The organism is Neobacillus niacini (assembly GCF_000759675.1).
GTDB lineage: Bacteria > Bacillota > Bacilli > Bacillales > Cytobacillaceae > Neobacillus > Neobacillus niacini_A.
The window spans coordinates 200,020-216,707 of sequence record NZ_BAWM01000021.1 but is presented as its reverse complement, the minus strand read 5'-3'; the positions used below and the strand labels follow the sequence as shown (position 1 = coordinate 216,707).

Here is a 16,688-nt window from a genome sequence, read left to right as displayed (position 1 = left end):
TTTCCAATCCTTAAATAATCTCAACTAAAGCATTTTTTGGCAGTTTCTCAACAGCAATAGCCGTCCTTGAAGGGTATGGAGAAACAAAAAATTCCTTATATACTTCATTCATGGTACCGAAATCATTCATATCATTTAAATAGACAGTCGTTTTTATGACATCAGCCATCGAGCAGCCATCTTCTACGAGGATCGCTTGTACATTTAACAGAGATTGTCTTGTTTGATCTTCAATTTCGTCACTAGGAAATTCATTTGTTTCTGAGTCAATTGGAAGCTGCCCAGATGTATAGATCAAATAGCCTACTTTACGGTATGCTGAATAGGACAAATTACCTCTTGATATTTTTCAACCAAAACACCCTCTTAATAATTTTTTATTATCATGGTAATATTATATTATTGAGGTAACCTAAATTGCAACAAATTTTCGAAATATTACTAATTTCCTTAATTATAGGTATATTATAAAAAGGGTGTTTAAATTTTTGTGAAATATATGACCAAAATTCCATTGCTATACCATTATTCATATATGAATCCTTGGAATTATTTTGTTGAACAGCTTTATGCATCTGGAACATGAATTCAATTATTGGTAAACTTTAGATAAATTGATTTTATCTTTTTACCTGTTTCCTTATTGATTTTTTATTAAGATTTATAGAAGTCCATTATTATTTGTGAGGAGTAATAAGATGAATAGGAAAGTTAAGGAAAAAGAAGATATTCTTGATCACTATAAAAAATTGGTGGAATTTTTGGGTATAGTCCTTGGAGAAAACTATGAAGTGATTTTACACATTATTGAGAAGGGCAATTCTTATGTTGGAGCCATCGCAAATAATCATATTAGCGGCCGAACAATCAATGCACCGTTAACAGGACTTGCTCTTAAAATGATGAAAGACAAAACCTATCAAGATAATGATTATGTAACAAACTACAAAGGATTTACAAAATTAGGTGCAGAAGTTCGAGGTTCTACTTATTTTATCAAAGATGAAAATAATGAATTAATTGGAATGCTTTGTATCAATTTTGATTCTAGTAAACATAAGAAAATTGCGAATGACATCCTAGATTTAGTTCAGACTCAATTAAACATGATTAGCCCAATAGCAGATGAAACGGCAGGTTCCATAGAAGAAAAAATAGAAGAACGCCATGATCATGAAATTATCGAATATTTTTCAGATTCTATTGAAGAGGTTGTACACTTAATCGTAGACCCAGTTCTTTTAAATGAAAATGTCGTCATAAAGCAGGAGCAAAAAATAGACATCATAAAACAGTTATCCAAGAAAGGAATATTCCAATTAAAGGGTGCCGTATCCCAAGTCGCTGAGTTATTGAATATATCTGAACCCAGTGTATACAGATATTTAAAAATGATTGATAAGGATAAAAAGTAAATTATTTTGTACTTTATTAGAGCCTCTCGTTAAAGAATACGATGGGCTCTAGTTTTAGCAACTATTTATGGAAAGGTTCACCTTACTTAATGTTAAACCAATAATTATTTATTATAGTGATAGTTAAGCTTTTGAAGTTATCGCCAGCTTTCCCCCCACTTCACACCGTACAGGCGAGTTTCCCAGCATAGGAACAAACTTAGGTGCTTCCTATGAGCCTGTTAGCATTGCATGTGCCTGTAACACAAGAAGGATTTTTATATTGTTGATTCTTACTCATCCATAGCTAACCCTACATTTAGTAGTAAATACATTTCTATATAACGCCAGTATAGACCCGTACATTCAGAAGTTCGTCAGCAATATACTTTCTTATTATATTTCATCGCATTCTCACCATATCTGTTCAACACAAGCACCATGATTTACACCACCCCATCGGGTAGGCTTTCGTCAGCCGGACTGTTACGGTAAATTCTCACGCCTATTAGCCGAGCTTACAACACGCTTTTTCCCTACTAAACAACGTGCTATTCGACGCAGGGGCAGCCTTTCAGAGCGTTACCTCCTCATTCGACTCCTCGACATGACCCTTCAGTTTTAGAAACCTAAAACTGCCTGACCTTTACCGTATTGTGTGACCACATTTCATTTGAGTCAGGAACATTTCGCACTAACAATCTGAACGCTCCACTATATCCATATCAGAAACGTCATGAATGGTTTTTAGCAATAAATATTTAAACATGCGAATTGGGTCTATGGCATTCCGGCCATTATCCAGACATTATTTATTCTAAAGTCCTTCGTAGACAAAGGAAAAGTCGACAAGATCATTAATCCTGCGCAACATGTTATCCTCTTGGACGATTATATTATAGAGATCCATATAAGGACTAAACTTCAAGGATTGTTGTTTTGATATCACCGAAACCGCCCACTTAAATTAGATACACTAATTATAAAACAAAAAAGGCAAAAACCCCCGAAAAATTTGAGAGTTTCTGCCTTATTGTTTAAGGGGACTTTTTCAGTGCCCTCCTCCCTACGGCGCGGGGTGGTTCTCTCGTTTTCTAGAACATTCTTCCGAAAAAAATATGTGCATACTTCCCGCACAATTCCCTTCAGAACTCGTAGAATTTCAAGAAATGTTTCCATGATTATCACCTCCTTTCCTAAAGAAGGAAAAGAAGATTGACAACCCTGCCACTCCAACAATATTAAGCTGCAACTACTTTCTAACACGCTTAAGCTATCTAACAACCTATCAATCTTCGACAAAACTCGGGTAATGACCACTGGCACCGGTATTATTACACATTAACCGATATCTACAGCACATCTAAACCCAATATTTCCAGTTGAGCTATCGGGTGAGTTTTGTGTTCTGGCTGCAACTCGATAACGATTACAATAGGATTCGTGACACAAATAGGAGCCGCCTCTCATAACTTTTGTCTCCCCTGTTGACGGTCCTGTAGGGTTTACAACACTAGCATGATACGGTGAGAACCAATCTGAACACCATTCCCAAACATTGCCGACGACATTATATAACCCAAAACCATTTTCTTGAAATGATTGTACAGGTGCCGTTGACAAATAGCCATCGTCCAGACTATTTTCAATAGGAAAGTTTCCCTGCCAAATATTGCACTGTTGCTTTCCATCAATCAATAGCTCGTCACCCCAAGGGTATTTCTTTCCCTCTAACCCTCCACGTGCAGCATATTCCCATTCTGCTTCGGTTGGCAGCCTTTTTCCCGCCCAGTTGCAATAGGCAATGGCATCATTCCAGGAGACATGTACGACTGGGTGATCTAGTTTTGCTTCAATCGTGGAATCTGCCCCCTCCGGTTGCTTCCAATAGGCCCCATCCACGACAAACCACCACGGTGTTCCGCTTACACTATTTTTGACGGTCCTTTTTACATCGTCGGATACTAATAAATGAAAAACAAATGACCATCCAAACCGCTCCGCCTCAGTCACATAGTTCGTCTCTTCTACAAATTCTTGGAATTGTTTGTTCGTTACTGTATAGCGATCAATGGCGAAAGGCTTGATAAACACCTTTCGAACAGGCCCTTCTCCATCGGCCAGAAATCCTTCTTGATCCTCCGTACCCATTAAGAATTCTCCGCCAGGTAAGTTCACCATTTGATCCATATGCCTTCTGTTACGCTTTTCCTTTAAAGAAAAGACCTGCTCTGCCATTTCCCGATTTGGCTCGCTTGCAACACGGGTAACACTGCAGCATGACTTTTTTTCCATCTTGTACTCACCTCGCTCAAAAATCAAATCATATAGATAAAGGGCAACCCCTCTTCATTTACTGAAGTTAGATCAATTTTCTTATGTTCAAGTAACTGCTCTATCGTAAAAAATCCAATTTTCTTTTCATACCTTTTGTTCCACCCTGCTTTATTTGCAGTGTCTCTAACAGGTCCTTTCATCCCAACAATATAAATATCAAGATTATTTTCCTGCTTCAGCCGGTCATGTAACTCTTCTAAAACCGTAAATGCAGAGGCATCCATATCATTTACCCCAGAGAAATCAATGATCACTAACTTTGCATTCGGCTTCAACCTAATAATATCCATTAGTTTCTCTTCCAAGTAATAGATGTTAGCAAAGTGAATAGAAGAATCAACCCGAAGGATGATGACATCATCCTGAGTTCTTGCCTGTGGAAATCTTTTAACATCTCGGAAAACTTTTTCTTTTTCTAAATAACCAACTTCGATAATATTTGGCCTAAACATCCTGCTTAGTAATAGGAAGAAACTAAAGATCGCCCCTATCAGTATTCCCCACTGTATCCCGATAAACAAAGTAACAAGAAAAGTTACGAACCAGCTCCAGCCATCGACACGTTTGACCTTTATAAGATTCTTTAATTGTTTTAAGTCGATTAATTTATAAACAGCAACAATAATAATCGCAGCCAGAACAGAAGTTGGTAAATAATAGAAGTAAGAAGTAAACAGCAACAGGGTAAGTAGGATGAACCCCCCCGTAAAGATGGATACCATCTGGGTAGCCCCACCACTTTGATGATTCACAGCACTTCTAGAAAAACTTCCATTGATCGGTAATATTTGAAAGAACGAACCAAACATATTCGCTAATCCTAAAGCTTTTAACTCCCGATTTGGATTAATCTTATACTTTTCTTTATCAGCAATTGATTTTCCAATTGCAATAGATTCCATAAATCCTAACAAAGCAATGGTAAGAGCAGGCAGGATGATTTGCTGGACTGCCCCCAATGTTAACGTTGGAAATACGAGTGACGGGAACCCGCTTGGCACCATCCCAACAATGTTAACACCCAATTGATCCAATCGAAAACGATAAACAACCACTATCGAAAATAAGATTAAAAGAAGCGCAGCTGGAATACGCGGATTCAGTTTCTTCATTCCAACTAAAAAAATGATGCTGCCTATCCCAATGAAGAAAGTAATCCAATGCAGGTCCATCATTCCCTTTACTGCATCATTTAATAAGAGGTGCACCTGAAAGTAATTACCCACCTCAATCCCTAACAAGTTCTTTAATTGGCTTAAAGCAATGATAATGGCCGCTGCAGACGTATAGCCGCTTAAAACAGAAGGTGAAATAAACCGAACAATGAAGCCCAATTTAAACACACCAAATAGAAACTGAAATATCCCAACCAAAAGAGCTAATAGAATCACAAGTGTGACATATTCTGGCGTTCCTGGCTGCCCAACAGCGGAGATTCCAGAAAAGACCAAAAGTGAGGTAATCGCTGTTGGACCAACAGATAGATGCCTTGAAGAGGCAAAAAGAGCATAAATGACTGGGGGAAGTGTTGAAGCATAAAGCCCCATAACGGGCGGAAGACCAGCTAACATGGCATACGCCATCCCTTGAGGAACGAGCATGACAAAAAGCGTGATCGCCGCAATAAGATCCTTCAAGAAAAGGTTCCTATTATATGGTTCTTTCATATTAATTGGAATATACTTTCTATCTATCATGTCCATCTATCCTTTTCATACTCTTATTTCTAATGACTTAAATACCCCTGTAGAACTTTTTGGCCAATCTCATATATGGAATCAGTATGTTTTTCAAAAAAGTGATAATAGGAATCGCAATAATAGAGGTGGTTTTCATTCGTTTCTTTATCGTGAACCTTATACCTTTTACACCCGCCTCTACACAGGTGTATATGTTTACACGATTGACATTTCTCGCTTAAAGGAGCCGATTCCCTTCTAAAATGGCAGGCGGTACTGTTTGTAAACATCTCAACATAACCATGGTCTAGAATATTTCCGATTATAAATTCATCCAAAGCATAGAAATCACAAGGATAAACATCACCATTTGCTTCAATGACAAAGTAAGTCGTACAAGCGCCTGCTAGTGCACAGTTTTCAGGAGCGTATCCCTGTGACATCCGAACATAGTTATCAAACAATCGATCACTAATATAATTTCCTTGATCAAAATTCTCTTTATAATAAGTAAACAAAGTGTCTAGCGTATTTTCATATTCTTCAATTGTTAATGCAAACGGATCCTCCTGATGGGTCCCACCGAACTGCTGCAAGCAAGGAATATATTGAACAAACTTAAAGTCTTCTTTTTTAAAAAAATCATATACTTCATGGAGATGTGCCGCTACATAGGAAGATAATACACAAAGAATATTAAAAGGAACGTCACAGCGTCTAAGCAGGTTAATTGATTCCATAATCCGCTTATGAGTCCCTTGACGTTGATGGGTCATTCTTAAATAGTCATGAATATGACTTGGACCATCAACAGATACCCCTACTAAGAAATGATGCTCTTTAAAAAACTTTACCCAGTCCTCATCGATCACGTAGCCATTCGTTTGTATCGAATACTCAACCGTTGCACCTTTACTATTATACAGATGTACCTCTTCAATAAATTCCTTATAAAACGCTAATCCTGCTAGCGTTGGTTCTCCACCTTGAAAAGCAAAGGAAACCCGCTTTGCTCCACTCGCAAATGCCTTTTCAATAATGGACGCCCGGACATTTTCCTTCATGATGCCGTAACTTTTTACTAAGCGGTGATCAGCAACATCATGATAAAAACAATACTTGCAGGCCAAATTGCAACTAGACGATGCTGGTTTTATTAATATCGTTAACGTATTCATCTGGCTGTCAACTCCCATTTTAAGCTGCAAATCTTTAATACATCTGCGGCATTTTCTTTTGATATTTATCCATCTTCACGGTGAACCTTAAAGTGGTTAGATGCGGTCTTGTAATGGCACTGCCAACAACAACAGCATGGGCACCTAGATACAGACTTTGAATTGCTTCTTCGGGCGTATTAATCTTCCCTTCCATTAATACATGCCCTAAGCCTTCACAAACCCTGACGATTTCACAAAGCATCTCAAAGTCGGGACTATCAATCGATTTCGGATGATCATTAAAGCGATATAAAGTAGGAGCAACCAGATCTGCCCCTATCTGTAATGCTTGAGAAGCCTCTGCTGCGTTCCGGATATCAGCCAAGATCATGGTATCTGGGAATTCTTCCTTTATAAGCGGAATGATTTCATAGGCTTTTTTTCCCTCTTCATTGATGCGGTCGGTTGCGTCGATGGCAACAATATCAGCACCGGCCTCGACAACTGCTCGAACTGCCTCCATAGTCGGGGTAATAAAGACAGGACTATTTTCACTATGAATCTTCCATAGACCTATAATGGGAAGGTTTGTCCTTTGGCGAACTGCTTTGATCTGTTCGGGAGTATTTAACCTTAACCCTGCAGCACCGCCCCAAATTGCCGAATCAGCCATGGCTTCTATAATGCCCGGAACATATATAGGATCATCCAGCTTAGCCTGACATGAAACAATTAACCCATTTTTCAGTTGTTCAATTAACACCAACTTTGATTTCATCACAAAATCCACCTCACTCTAGATATGTCCTTTTTTCAAACAGAAAACATCCTTTCTAATCATTGATGAAAGGATGCGAAACTAGTTTATTTGCCGATTTCAATAATCTCTATTGCCCCTTTTTCTACCTGCTGACCGTGTTTTAATAGGGTACAAGATTTCCCATTGGTAAAAACAACAATCACATCAGTAGACGGAACTTTGGCTTTTATCGCTTGAAAATCTGCCGTAATCAATAAATCTCCTTGCTTAACCTTTTGTCCTTGTTCAACATGAAGCGTAAACCCTTCGCCATTAAGGGACACAGTGTCCACACCTACATGGATTAAAATTTCTGCCCCGTCACTTGATTTCAATCCAATTGCATGCTTCGTAGGAAAGGCAAACTCGACTACCCCTTCAATAGGTGAGTGAATCTCATTCTGGATAGGCTCAATGGCAAAGCCGTCTCCCATTGCCTTTGAAGCGAAGGCTTCATCCTCAACTGCCTCTAACTCCTTAAGCTTTCCTGCAACCGGACTAATAAACGTTGCTTTCTTTTTAAATAAACCTAACATTGTTTTACCTCACTTTTAACATAATCATTTGGATCTTTTGAACTCGGATTTACACATTCTCTTTTATTAACCTTCCAACTTTCCTTAATCTCAATATGTCCTTCAAGCAATGGATCACTTGTCTTTACTTGGTGTTCTTGTAATTTAGCACGCATCTCTTCTAAAACACTTGCATAACGTGGGTCATCCGCAACATTATTCCGTTCACCTGGGTCATAAATTAAGTCAAACAATGACTCCCTATACTTCACTACTTGCTGTAATCCATTTTCTAAATAAAATTCTTTAGAAGGGGAGTTGTCAATATTCGAGATATTAACCTTTAAGAATTCCTCATCATAGTGGCGGATATATTTATACATATTTGTTCGAACACATCTCGTAGGCTCATAGGAAGTATGGAAATTAACTTCCGCAAAAATCTCCTGCCTAACCTCTGCTTGGTGATTGTTAAACATTTCAACGAATGAAACACCCTGAAGATTCTCGGGTTTTTCAATGTTAAGTAAATCACAAATAGTTGGAAACAAATCCACATGAGACACCAAGCCCTCAACGACTTCACCTTTTGTAGTACTTTCAGGGACACGAATGATTAACGAAACACCAATTCCTGTGTCTGTTACATTACATTTGCTAAATGGGAATGCTAATCCATGATCCGTTGTATAGATAATGATGGAATTATCAAATAACCCCTCTTCTTTCAATGTGTCAATGACAATCTTGAATGAATCATCGAACCAAGAACTTGATTTTAAATAGCCAGAGTAGTCTTCTCTTGTTGTCTCATTATCCACAATTGGATAGGGAGGCATAATATACTTTGAGTTAATCCCATTCTTCTCTTCTTTCGGAAATTTACGATGGGTAGCAAACAGACCATAAGACAAGAAGAAAGGTTTGTCTTTGTCAGCATGTTTTAACCAATCACTTACCCGATGTGCATTCAAGTAATCCCATTTCACTAGCTCATCTTCAGCATACTCGGAATTATCTTCAGTAATATTTTCATCGTACCCAATAACCTGAGCACCGTTTTGCGAATTAAGATAGCTGCCCACTTCATGCTGAATTCCGCATAATACTGTGTGATAGCCAGTATTCTTCAAGAATGGAACAAGATGTTGCGAATAATCTTTCAAACCAAACCCACGCTGAGACAGCCCCAGCATTCCATTGCTATGTGGGTACATTCCTGTTAATAGCCCCGCTCTACTTGGGGAACACGTTGGTCCGACACAGTACGCCTGTCTAAATAGCGTTGCATCCTCCGCAAACATTTTTAAGTTTGGCGTCGGAACATCATAACCGTATGGACTTAATATTCTCCCACTATCATGTGTGTGTATATAGATAATATTTTTACGCATTGTAGTCTCCTTGTTTTGAAATATTCCCGGTGTCCACTACTTTTAACAACTTGAACTGATAATAGGAATACTAGTACAATGGCTGCACTAGTATTCCTATTAATCAACTAAGAAATTGACTCTATATACTCATCAATATCTGCTCGGACAAGATTTACCTTTGGTCCAAAGATTACTTGAACAGAAGTTCCTCGTACAATTGTGTTATATGCTCCTGTAGACTTTAATGCATTCACATCTATTACGTCTCCTTTTTTAACACTAACACGTAAGCGTGTAGCACAGTTGTCAATATCTGTGATATTACTCATCCCACCTAAAGCAGCAATAATTTGTTCTGATTTTCCTGAATCTGTTACATAATTGCTAGGTGATGTTTTTTCTTCTTCTGTAACACCATCATCCTCACGTCCAGGAGTTTTTGCATTTAACTTAATGATTGCTGTTTTGAAAATGAAGAAGTAAGCAATTGCAATTGGGATACCTAGAAGTAATGCCCAAATGTAATTTGTCTTATCATTTCCTTGGAATACACCAAACAGTAAGAATTCAATAGCACCTGCAGAAAAAGTAGAGCCGATGGTAATGTCTGCTAAAGCAGCTACAACGAATACACTGGCAAACAATACTGCTTCAATGACGAAAAGAATTGGCGATGCAAAAAGCAGTGCAAACGAAAGTGGTTCTGTTACCCCTGTAATAAATGCTGTTAAACCCATTGATAATAAGAAACCCGCAGTCGCTTTACGTTTTGGTCCTGCTGGAATGGCCTTATACATCGCAAAAGCTACGGCCGGCATACCAATCATAATGTGGAGATAGCGTCCACTATTAAATAAAGCAAGGTTTTCAAAAAACTTCGTTGTACTTGGATCAGATAACTGTGCTAAGAAAATCGTTTGGAATCCTTGGTATACTTGACCTCCAACTTCTAGCGTTCCACCAGCGGAAGTCGTCCAGAAAGGAAGGTAGAAAACGTGATGTAAACCTAACAAATAGAGCGTACGTAATGTTAAACCATATAAAAATGAACCGAATACACCTAAGCCAGTTGCAAACTCACCAAATGCTGCAATTCCATGTCCGATAAATGGCCAGATTAAAAACATTAATGAACCGATGATAAGAAATGCAAATGTATTAACAATTGGAACTAAACGAGATCCACCAAAGAAAGCTAAAAACTCTGGCAAGCTAGTTTTATAGAATCGGTTATGGACAAATGCTGTTCCAATCCCGGCTAAAATCCCTCCGAAAACACCCATTTGAAGAGTCATTACTCCAAATTGAAGTCCTTGTCCATATGCTCTTGGATCCGTACCCTCTGGAGGTAATCCCCCTGTTACCTTCAATAGAGCATTTATCGTAATAATTAATACGAAATATCCTACTACAGCAGCTAACCCTGCTGTCCCCTTGTCTCCTTTAACTAATCCAACCGCGATTCCGACAGCAAAGATAAGCGGCAACGCTGAGAATACCCCAGAACCTGCTGCATTCATAATCTGTAAAATCGCTTGCAAAATCGTGTTATTTAATACTGGATAGGCTTGAAGAACAGCTGCTCCAGATAAAGCCGAAGAAATACCTAGTAATAAACCAGCTACTGGCAAAATTGCGATTGGAAGTAAGATTGCTTTCCCCAGCCGTTGACCAAAGTCTAATGATTTCTGCTTAATCGACATGTAGAAACACCCCTTTTTTGTTGTTTGTTCTAATAATAAATTAAACTAATAAACTGCTAAAATGATTGCAATTACTTATTTCGCGTCAAGTATACTTACCTCTCTTTCTACATCTCCCTCATAAATTGTATTCGCTTTCTTACTTTTTTTTATTATAAATGTTAATACAAATTTAATCAATATATGTTAATACATTTTTATTAAAAAATACTATTAATTCTTCGTTAACCTTGTATTATAGTATATCAAAGTGTCTATTTTATGTTATGTTTCATAATTTATTAATACCTTTTTTCGAATATGGTAGAGGTGTATTATTGTCTCCTTTTATAAAAAAAAGTAGTAAATCTCATGATTTACTACTTTTATCGTCTATTTTAATTTTATGGACTGATATTGGTATTTTGAAGAATTTAAGATTAGCACAGAATAATCCGCTATTTCTCCATTTGCTAAATATGTGCTATTTAACACCTTTAAAATGGGTTGCTCTGGGTCACATTGAAAATGATGTATGATTTCCTCGGAAGGCATAATGGGTACAACAACTTGGTGAGAATAATCCAATGAGACCTTTCTCGTTTGTTCAATATAATTATAACGGGATTGTTGAAGTTTTTCATAGGATAAATCTGGGTAATCAGCTACACTCATATAAGTCATTTCAAGCATCATCGGTTCATCATCAGCTTTTCTTAACCGCTCTATATAATAAACTGAGCTTCCTCCATTTATGTTCAACTTATTACTGACGAACTCAGTAGCTGGAACAATTTTAAAAGTAAGAATATCAGAGCTGACTTTTTTGTTTAGCCCGGACATTTCATCAGTAAAACTTTTGATATTCGTCGTTCTATTAATATGGGACGGCTCCGCAACGAACGTCCCACTACCTTGATTCCGTATTAAATATCCTTTAGCAACTAAATTGTTGGTCGCCTGCCTTACCGTTACTCTGCTAACATCATACTCCTTAGCGAGTTCCTGCTCAGTTGGAATTAGCTGCTCTTTTGAGTAAAAACCACTGTTAATCTTACCTAAAATATCATTTTCGATCATCTTATATTTAGCTATTTTCTTCTGATTGTTCATCAGTAATTCTCCTTTATCAAACAATGATTATTAGTATGCTTTCGAACTTACCATACCTATCAATAAAAAAAGAAAAAATCTTTGAATCTTAAAAAGGTCAAAAAACATAGCTATTTTAGAATTACCTATCCATCGCCATACTACCATATGATTCAGGTCTTGTTAAGGGCAAGGGAACCGTAGGAACGGTTCTTAAAGGTGTCAATCGGAAGTTTTCGCAAAAAAAGGCACAGGTAAAATAAATCGGCACCACACTCCTGCAACTTTTTTCCGAAACGAAGAAAGAGAAGTGCAACGAACACTTCTCTATGCAGCCTCTACCGTCAGGGTGGTGGTTGTCAATGTTTACTATTTTTGAGAACCACACTTTTGCTTACGACGGCGTAAGGTGGTTTTCTTGTTTTCGATTGCCTTCTATTATGGAGTCTTAACGTAGAAAGGGCCTAAGTTATTCTTTCAGCAAGGGGTATTCCTCTTCAAATACTGAAACCCAATACCCCAATTCATCCCTTTTGCAAATAGCTCTTCTTTCCTCAATAATCCCAGAAGGAGTAAATTGATAAGCCCATACTCTGTCTAGATCATTATCTCGGTCGTAAAAACGGTAAATCATTAGGACGTTGGATTGTTGTTTTGTATTTTTCTTAAAAACCAATTTATTTAGGTAATCAATTCGTGATGAAGATTCAATATTCTGGATACCAATCACGTTTTGCGGGATGTATCCTTCTGTTGTCATGGAAAAAAGCTTCTCAATCGTGACAACATCCTTATCCCACTGATTTTCCCGTTCTAGATGTAGGGCAAGACTGACAAAATTATCTTTATCAATCCGCTCATCCCATTTCCACCAGGAAAGATCCATCGGACGGTTTCTTTTCAATCGCTTGTCATACTTTGCATCTTCTACAAAAACGGAAAAGCCAAGCATTTCTCCCAAATTCGAAAAATGCTCAATCTCCCTTCTCGTAAACATAGAGCGGTTATGTAATTCATTAAGATTTAATCTTCGATAGTTCCTAACATATCCTTCAAAAAAAAGCATTAAATCTAAGTTATTGCCCAACAAAATCATTCTCCCCTTCTCTCTATCTTCCTATTATGAATGAAAATCGGTATTAGTTTAATAGTCTTATCAGGGTAGCTATTAATTTTCCTGATATATTGAAATTTTTCCTGATAAACTATTATTTTTTCCTGATATATTGAAATTTTTCCTGAAATACGATTCTTCTTTTCTTATACTGCCTGAATCGCGTCCATTGTAGTTGGAACTTCACTTTGATGGTGCCAAGCACCTATCTCCGCTTGATTTGCCTTACTCTTAAAATCTCTCCCTCTGAAACTGTAACACCTTCCATCTATAAAATTCCATTTTATAGTCTTTAAGCTCACTAAGAAACCACCGGCTCCACTTCCTCTTTTTGGGCACTGAGCTTATTTATTTTATTTTCTTTATTTGATAAAGTCTGGAGTTATAAAAATTTATAGTTTTTTTTTTCAAACTTCGACTCGTTTCCCCCTTATTCGTCCTAACTAAACGTTTGATTAAAAGTTCCTCTAACCCTTTTGGAAAACCAACTTTGGTTAATAAACTTGAAAAAATCTTATCGAATTCAAGGCTGCCTAAATACGGAATGGTTATAAAAACGTCCATAAAGGGCTTGTTTTTTACATCAGTAGACATGAAGAAACAAATTCGGGACTAATCAAACGTTTGATTAAATTTGAGATGAATTCAGGAGCAATTTCGATTTTCTTTGGTAGTTACATGCCATAATTGTCGAGATTATTTATTACCAAATATACAATTTGTTAGTTGATCAGTAATCTCGGCTATCCATCCTAGAACATATTCCGGAGCATCACTGCTCCGATATAAACTCATATACTTTTTAATAAACAAATCATATCGAGAAGAAGTTTGTTCCAATTTGAATCGATTTTTGCACTTTTCATCTATTTTTTAATGTTTAATTCAATTTTCTGTGATTCGAAGGTTTTCCATGAATGGATTATGGTAGAGCTACCTAGGAATAAAACGGAAGCGCGCTGCCCTGAAGGGTTTTACCAGTGGAGAGCTTTGATGAATTAGTTGTACAGTACCAACCAATGATTCATAAGATTATTCATTCACTACACATTTATAGAAATGAAGATGAATTCTATCAGACGGGGTTAATTGGACTTTGGGAAGCGACGCAGTCCTTCGATGAAAGAAAAGGCAGCTTCTCGAATTACGCTTACACCTATATGAAAGGGAAAATGTTATCTCAAATGTCCCAAAACAACCAATTTAATGAAGGACTTATCCATCCAAAGGTGGAATTCTGGGAAACGATTGTAGACCATGAGTCTTCTAATTACCTCGAGAAAGAAACGATTAAAATCTATTGCGAAGGTCTAACGGAAAAAGAAGCAAAATGGGTAATCTCCATGTCTAAAGATCAACTAACCATTAAGGAAATCGCGGCAAGGGAGAAAGTTTCAGTATCTGCCGTTAAGCAATGGCGGTCAGGGGCAATAAGAAAATTAAAAGAAAAAGTTGCAAATCATAACTAACAATTTTCAACCCGGGCAGTGTGTGGTACTTAACCTGTCCAGGGTTACCAAGGTAACATTACCAATATTCGACAAAATCGGATAATATTCACAAAATATCCACTAATGGTACATGTAAGCGTACAAATATTATAGTAATAAATGATATTATTTCATTAATGGTTTAATAGTTAGAAGAAACACTTCTAGAATCATTTTACAAATATAGTTTTGATTCTCTTCGTTATATTAAATCACTATTCTAATCCCTGTTTACTCAACTTGACCTCACTTTACTAGGTTTCATGGCTTTCTCAACTTGCATTGTTAACATACAGTATCAGTATTCATTTCAACCATTATCTAACTGCTATCAGAAACAAAAAATCAAAATGATAACAATTTAGGAGTGATGAGTTTGTTTATTGAACCGCACTACATCATTAATCAGCATATGATGTACATGTTTGGGTTACTTGATCGGAATGCAAAAGTATGTACCCTAGTAAGAGAGTTCCACCGTGTTTTTATCGTTGATCGATCACCTTTGGAGATACTTGACGATAGTCTCAGATGTATCGGCTTTAATTTAAAGGGAGCCATGGATACTGCCAAAATTATCATTGGGAATAACATGATGTGCCCTGTCATGATCAACCATATACATAACATTTGTGTCTTTCCCGATAAATCGCATAAACACGAAGATACGATTTGGTTTAATCCCTGTCACATCTTAAGAACCCAAAGTTCTAAACGAAAAACACACATAGAGTTTCGAAATAGACAAACACTCAAGAATGATTCCAAACTTTTTTCTTTTAATAACAAATGGAAATCAGCAGAGCAGTTAAGCACAATTACCATTGAAAATGCGAATAACCCGGTATCTTATATCATTGCACCACCAAAGAAGCGTAGGAAAAGAAAATACAAAAAGAAATAATTGCGTCTTATCATAGAATAATTTTTAAGAATAAAAGCGGTTAAACTGCCCACTACTTTTCAATTTTAGATAGTTTATTTTCTTTAAAAACCAAAATTGGTAACGCTTACCCGTATAACATATTAAAAATACCAATGTTAATTTTTCCTACTAAACAATGGATTGTATAAAGGAGAACTATGAGTAGAACCGTTGTCGTAAAATTAAAAGAACTACTTATCAAAAAAGGGTTAACACTAAGAAAATTATCTCGTCTTAGTAATGTCCGTCATGCGGCTTTAAGTGAATTAGCTAACCAAAAGAGGCTCAATGTCCACTTTCATCATCTAGCAAGTATAGCGGATGCACTAGATATAGATGATATGGACCAAATCATTACATTCGAAAAAATCGAAGACTAATTAATAATCCATTTGGTACATTCCGATTTGCTAGATGGTGATTATACATGTTAACCCACTTTGTGGAATATTTTAGTCATTGGAATATTGAAATAGGATATGTAAACAAAAAAGGTAACTACCAATTTTATTGTGTAGTTACCTTTTTTAATAGAGTTATGAATCAAGTGGATTTGTTTTTAATTTGGTATAAACAATATACCGTTGTGGTAAGTCGCCAAGTTGAGAACCAGGTTCAGGTAACTTAATCCAAGCTTCTTCTTTGAATGTCCGATTATGCAGCTCAGGTTCATAAGGCTTAACCACTGACTTGGCTAAAAGAGCCGTTTCCTTTTTCATTTCCCATATGAAAATACTGATGACGGCTATTCCAGCGACAATGAGTAAAGTGGGAATACTAAACAATCTAGGAGCTACACTTCATACCAAGTATGTCACGAAAGGCAAACTGTTGGGATAACACTGTTATTGAAAGCTTTTTTTCGCAGTTAAAAACGGAATTCCCTTGTTTTTATCCCAACTGCCCAATCGATTCTTTTCAACAAAATCTAAAGAAATATATTCGCTATTACAACGAAAAACGAATCCAGCATAGAATGGGATTCGTTTCTTCTAAAATGTATTATTTAAATTACCAAAATGCATCATAAATGTCGAATTTATTGATGTCTATTTTTGGGGGCTTGACCAAATTTATTCATACCTTTGTGGAAGAAAATAGGGAAACGGCGGAACCGTCCCCGTG

At 36.9% G+C, this 16,688-nt stretch carries 17 protein-coding genes and 1 pseudogene; 5 read left to right on the top strand and 13 right to left on the bottom strand.

What is annotated here, in order from left to right; translation table 11 throughout:
- Positions 1 to 10 precede the first annotated feature (10 nt).
- The gene (locus TR08_RS13700) at positions 11 to 331 is read right to left on the bottom strand and encodes a Rid family detoxifying hydrolase (RefSeq protein WP_202964969.1); all 321 of its coding nucleotides are present in this window, start codon (positions 329 to 331) and stop codon (positions 11 to 13) included.
- 367 nt (positions 332 to 698) lie between these two features.
- Between TR08_RS13700 and TR08_RS13695 the strand changes: the two genes are divergently transcribed.
- Positions 699 to 1,415, top strand: a complete 717-nt coding sequence (locus TR08_RS13695; RefSeq protein ID WP_045518941.1) for a helix-turn-helix transcriptional regulator — start codon at positions 699 to 701, stop codon at positions 1,413 to 1,415.
- 682 nt (positions 1,416 to 2,097) lie between these two features.
- Here the strand turns inward: TR08_RS13695 and TR08_RS31025 are convergent.
- The 11 genes and pseudogenes from TR08_RS31025 to TR08_RS32540 form a co-directional block, all read right to left on the bottom strand.
- Positions 2,098 to 2,343, bottom strand: a pseudogene (locus TR08_RS31025) (transposase); the annotation flags it as partial.
- A 392-nt stretch (positions 2,344 to 2,735) separates the two neighbouring features.
- Entirely contained in the window at positions 2,736 to 3,689 is a 954-nt protein-coding gene (locus tag TR08_RS13685; RefSeq protein ID WP_045518937.1) for a formylglycine-generating enzyme family protein, read from the bottom strand.
- Positions 3,690 to 3,712: 23 nt separating this feature from the next.
- Entirely contained in the window at positions 3,713 to 5,428 is a 1,716-nt protein-coding gene (locus TR08_RS13680; RefSeq protein ID WP_045518936.1) for a SulP family inorganic anion transporter, read from the bottom strand.
- 29 nt (positions 5,429 to 5,457) lie between these two features.
- Positions 5,458 to 6,588 carry an anaerobic sulfatase maturase gene (locus tag TR08_RS13675; protein WP_045518935.1) on the bottom strand — a complete coding sequence of 377 codons (1,131 nt, stop codon included), beginning with the start codon at positions 6,586 to 6,588 and terminating at the stop codon, positions 5,458 to 5,460.
- Positions 6,589 to 6,622: 34 nt separating this feature from the next.
- Entirely contained in the window at positions 6,623 to 7,348 is a 726-nt protein-coding gene (locus TR08_RS13670) for an N-acetylmannosamine-6-phosphate 2-epimerase (protein WP_045518933.1), read from the bottom strand.
- Between the two features lie 86 nt (positions 7,349 to 7,434).
- On the bottom strand, positions 7,435 to 7,905 hold the full coding sequence (locus TR08_RS13665) for a PTS sugar transporter subunit IIA (RefSeq protein ID WP_045518931.1): 471 nt from the start codon (positions 7,903 to 7,905) through the stop codon (positions 7,435 to 7,437).
- On the bottom strand, positions 7,899 to 9,278 hold the full coding sequence (locus tag TR08_RS13660; protein WP_045518926.1) for a sulfatase family protein: 1,380 nt from the start codon (positions 9,276 to 9,278) through the stop codon (positions 7,899 to 7,901). Before TR08_RS13660 ends, TR08_RS13665 begins: the two co-directional genes overlap by 7 nt.
- Before the next feature lie 107 nt (positions 9,279 to 9,385).
- Positions 9,386 to 10,963, bottom strand: coding sequence for a PTS transporter subunit EIIC (locus tag TR08_RS13655; protein WP_045518924.1), 1,578 nt, complete (start codon positions 10,961 to 10,963; stop codon positions 9,386 to 9,388).
- Positions 10,964 to 11,335: 372 nt separating this feature from the next.
- Positions 11,336 to 12,055 (bottom strand): GntR family transcriptional regulator, encoded by a 720-nt coding sequence (locus TR08_RS13650; RefSeq protein WP_045518922.1) that lies wholly within the window; start codon positions 12,053 to 12,055, stop codon positions 11,336 to 11,338.
- Positions 12,056 to 12,503: 448 nt separating this feature from the next.
- Positions 12,504 to 13,121: a hypothetical protein gene (locus tag TR08_RS13645; protein WP_238579137.1), complete on the bottom strand. Its 618-nt coding sequence runs from the start codon at positions 13,119 to 13,121 to the stop codon at positions 12,504 to 12,506.
- A gap of 173 nt (positions 13,122 to 13,294) precedes the next feature.
- Positions 13,295 to 13,450: a hypothetical protein gene (locus tag TR08_RS32540; RefSeq protein WP_193747742.1), complete on the bottom strand. Its 156-nt coding sequence runs from the start codon at positions 13,448 to 13,450 to the stop codon at positions 13,295 to 13,297.
- Positions 13,451 to 14,128: 678 nt separating this feature from the next.
- Here TR08_RS32540 and TR08_RS13640 point away from each other — a divergent pair.
- The 3 genes from TR08_RS13640 (at position 14,129) to TR08_RS13630 (ending at position 15,943) form a co-directional block, all read left to right on the top strand.
- Positions 14,129 to 14,617, top strand: a complete 489-nt coding sequence (locus TR08_RS13640) for a sigma-70 family RNA polymerase sigma factor (protein ID WP_045518918.1) — start codon at positions 14,129 to 14,131, stop codon at positions 14,615 to 14,617.
- 397 nt (positions 14,618 to 15,014) lie between these two features.
- Positions 15,015 to 15,542 carry a competence protein ComK gene (locus TR08_RS13635; RefSeq protein WP_045518917.1) on the top strand — a complete coding sequence of 176 codons (528 nt, stop codon included), beginning with the start codon at positions 15,015 to 15,017 and terminating at the stop codon, positions 15,540 to 15,542.
- A gap of 179 nt (positions 15,543 to 15,721) precedes the next feature.
- A complete protein-coding gene (locus tag TR08_RS13630; RefSeq protein ID WP_045518913.1) occupies positions 15,722 to 15,943 on the top strand; it encodes a helix-turn-helix domain-containing protein in 222 nt (73 codons plus the stop codon).
- Positions 15,944 to 16,099: 156 nt separating this feature from the next.
- Here TR08_RS13630 and TR08_RS13625 read toward each other — a convergent pair whose 3' ends face one another.
- Positions 16,100 to 16,348, bottom strand: coding sequence for a hypothetical protein (locus TR08_RS13625; RefSeq protein WP_045518912.1), 249 nt, complete (start codon positions 16,346 to 16,348; stop codon positions 16,100 to 16,102).
- Positions 16,349 to 16,374: 26 nt separating this feature from the next.
- Here TR08_RS13625 and TR08_RS33935 point away from each other — a divergent pair, with 26 nt between their 5' ends.
- Positions 16,375 to 16,593, top strand: coding sequence for an IS3 family transposase (locus TR08_RS33935; RefSeq protein ID WP_081954478.1), 219 nt, complete (start codon positions 16,375 to 16,377; stop codon positions 16,591 to 16,593).
- The last annotated feature ends 95 nt before the right edge of the window (positions 16,594 to 16,688 follow it).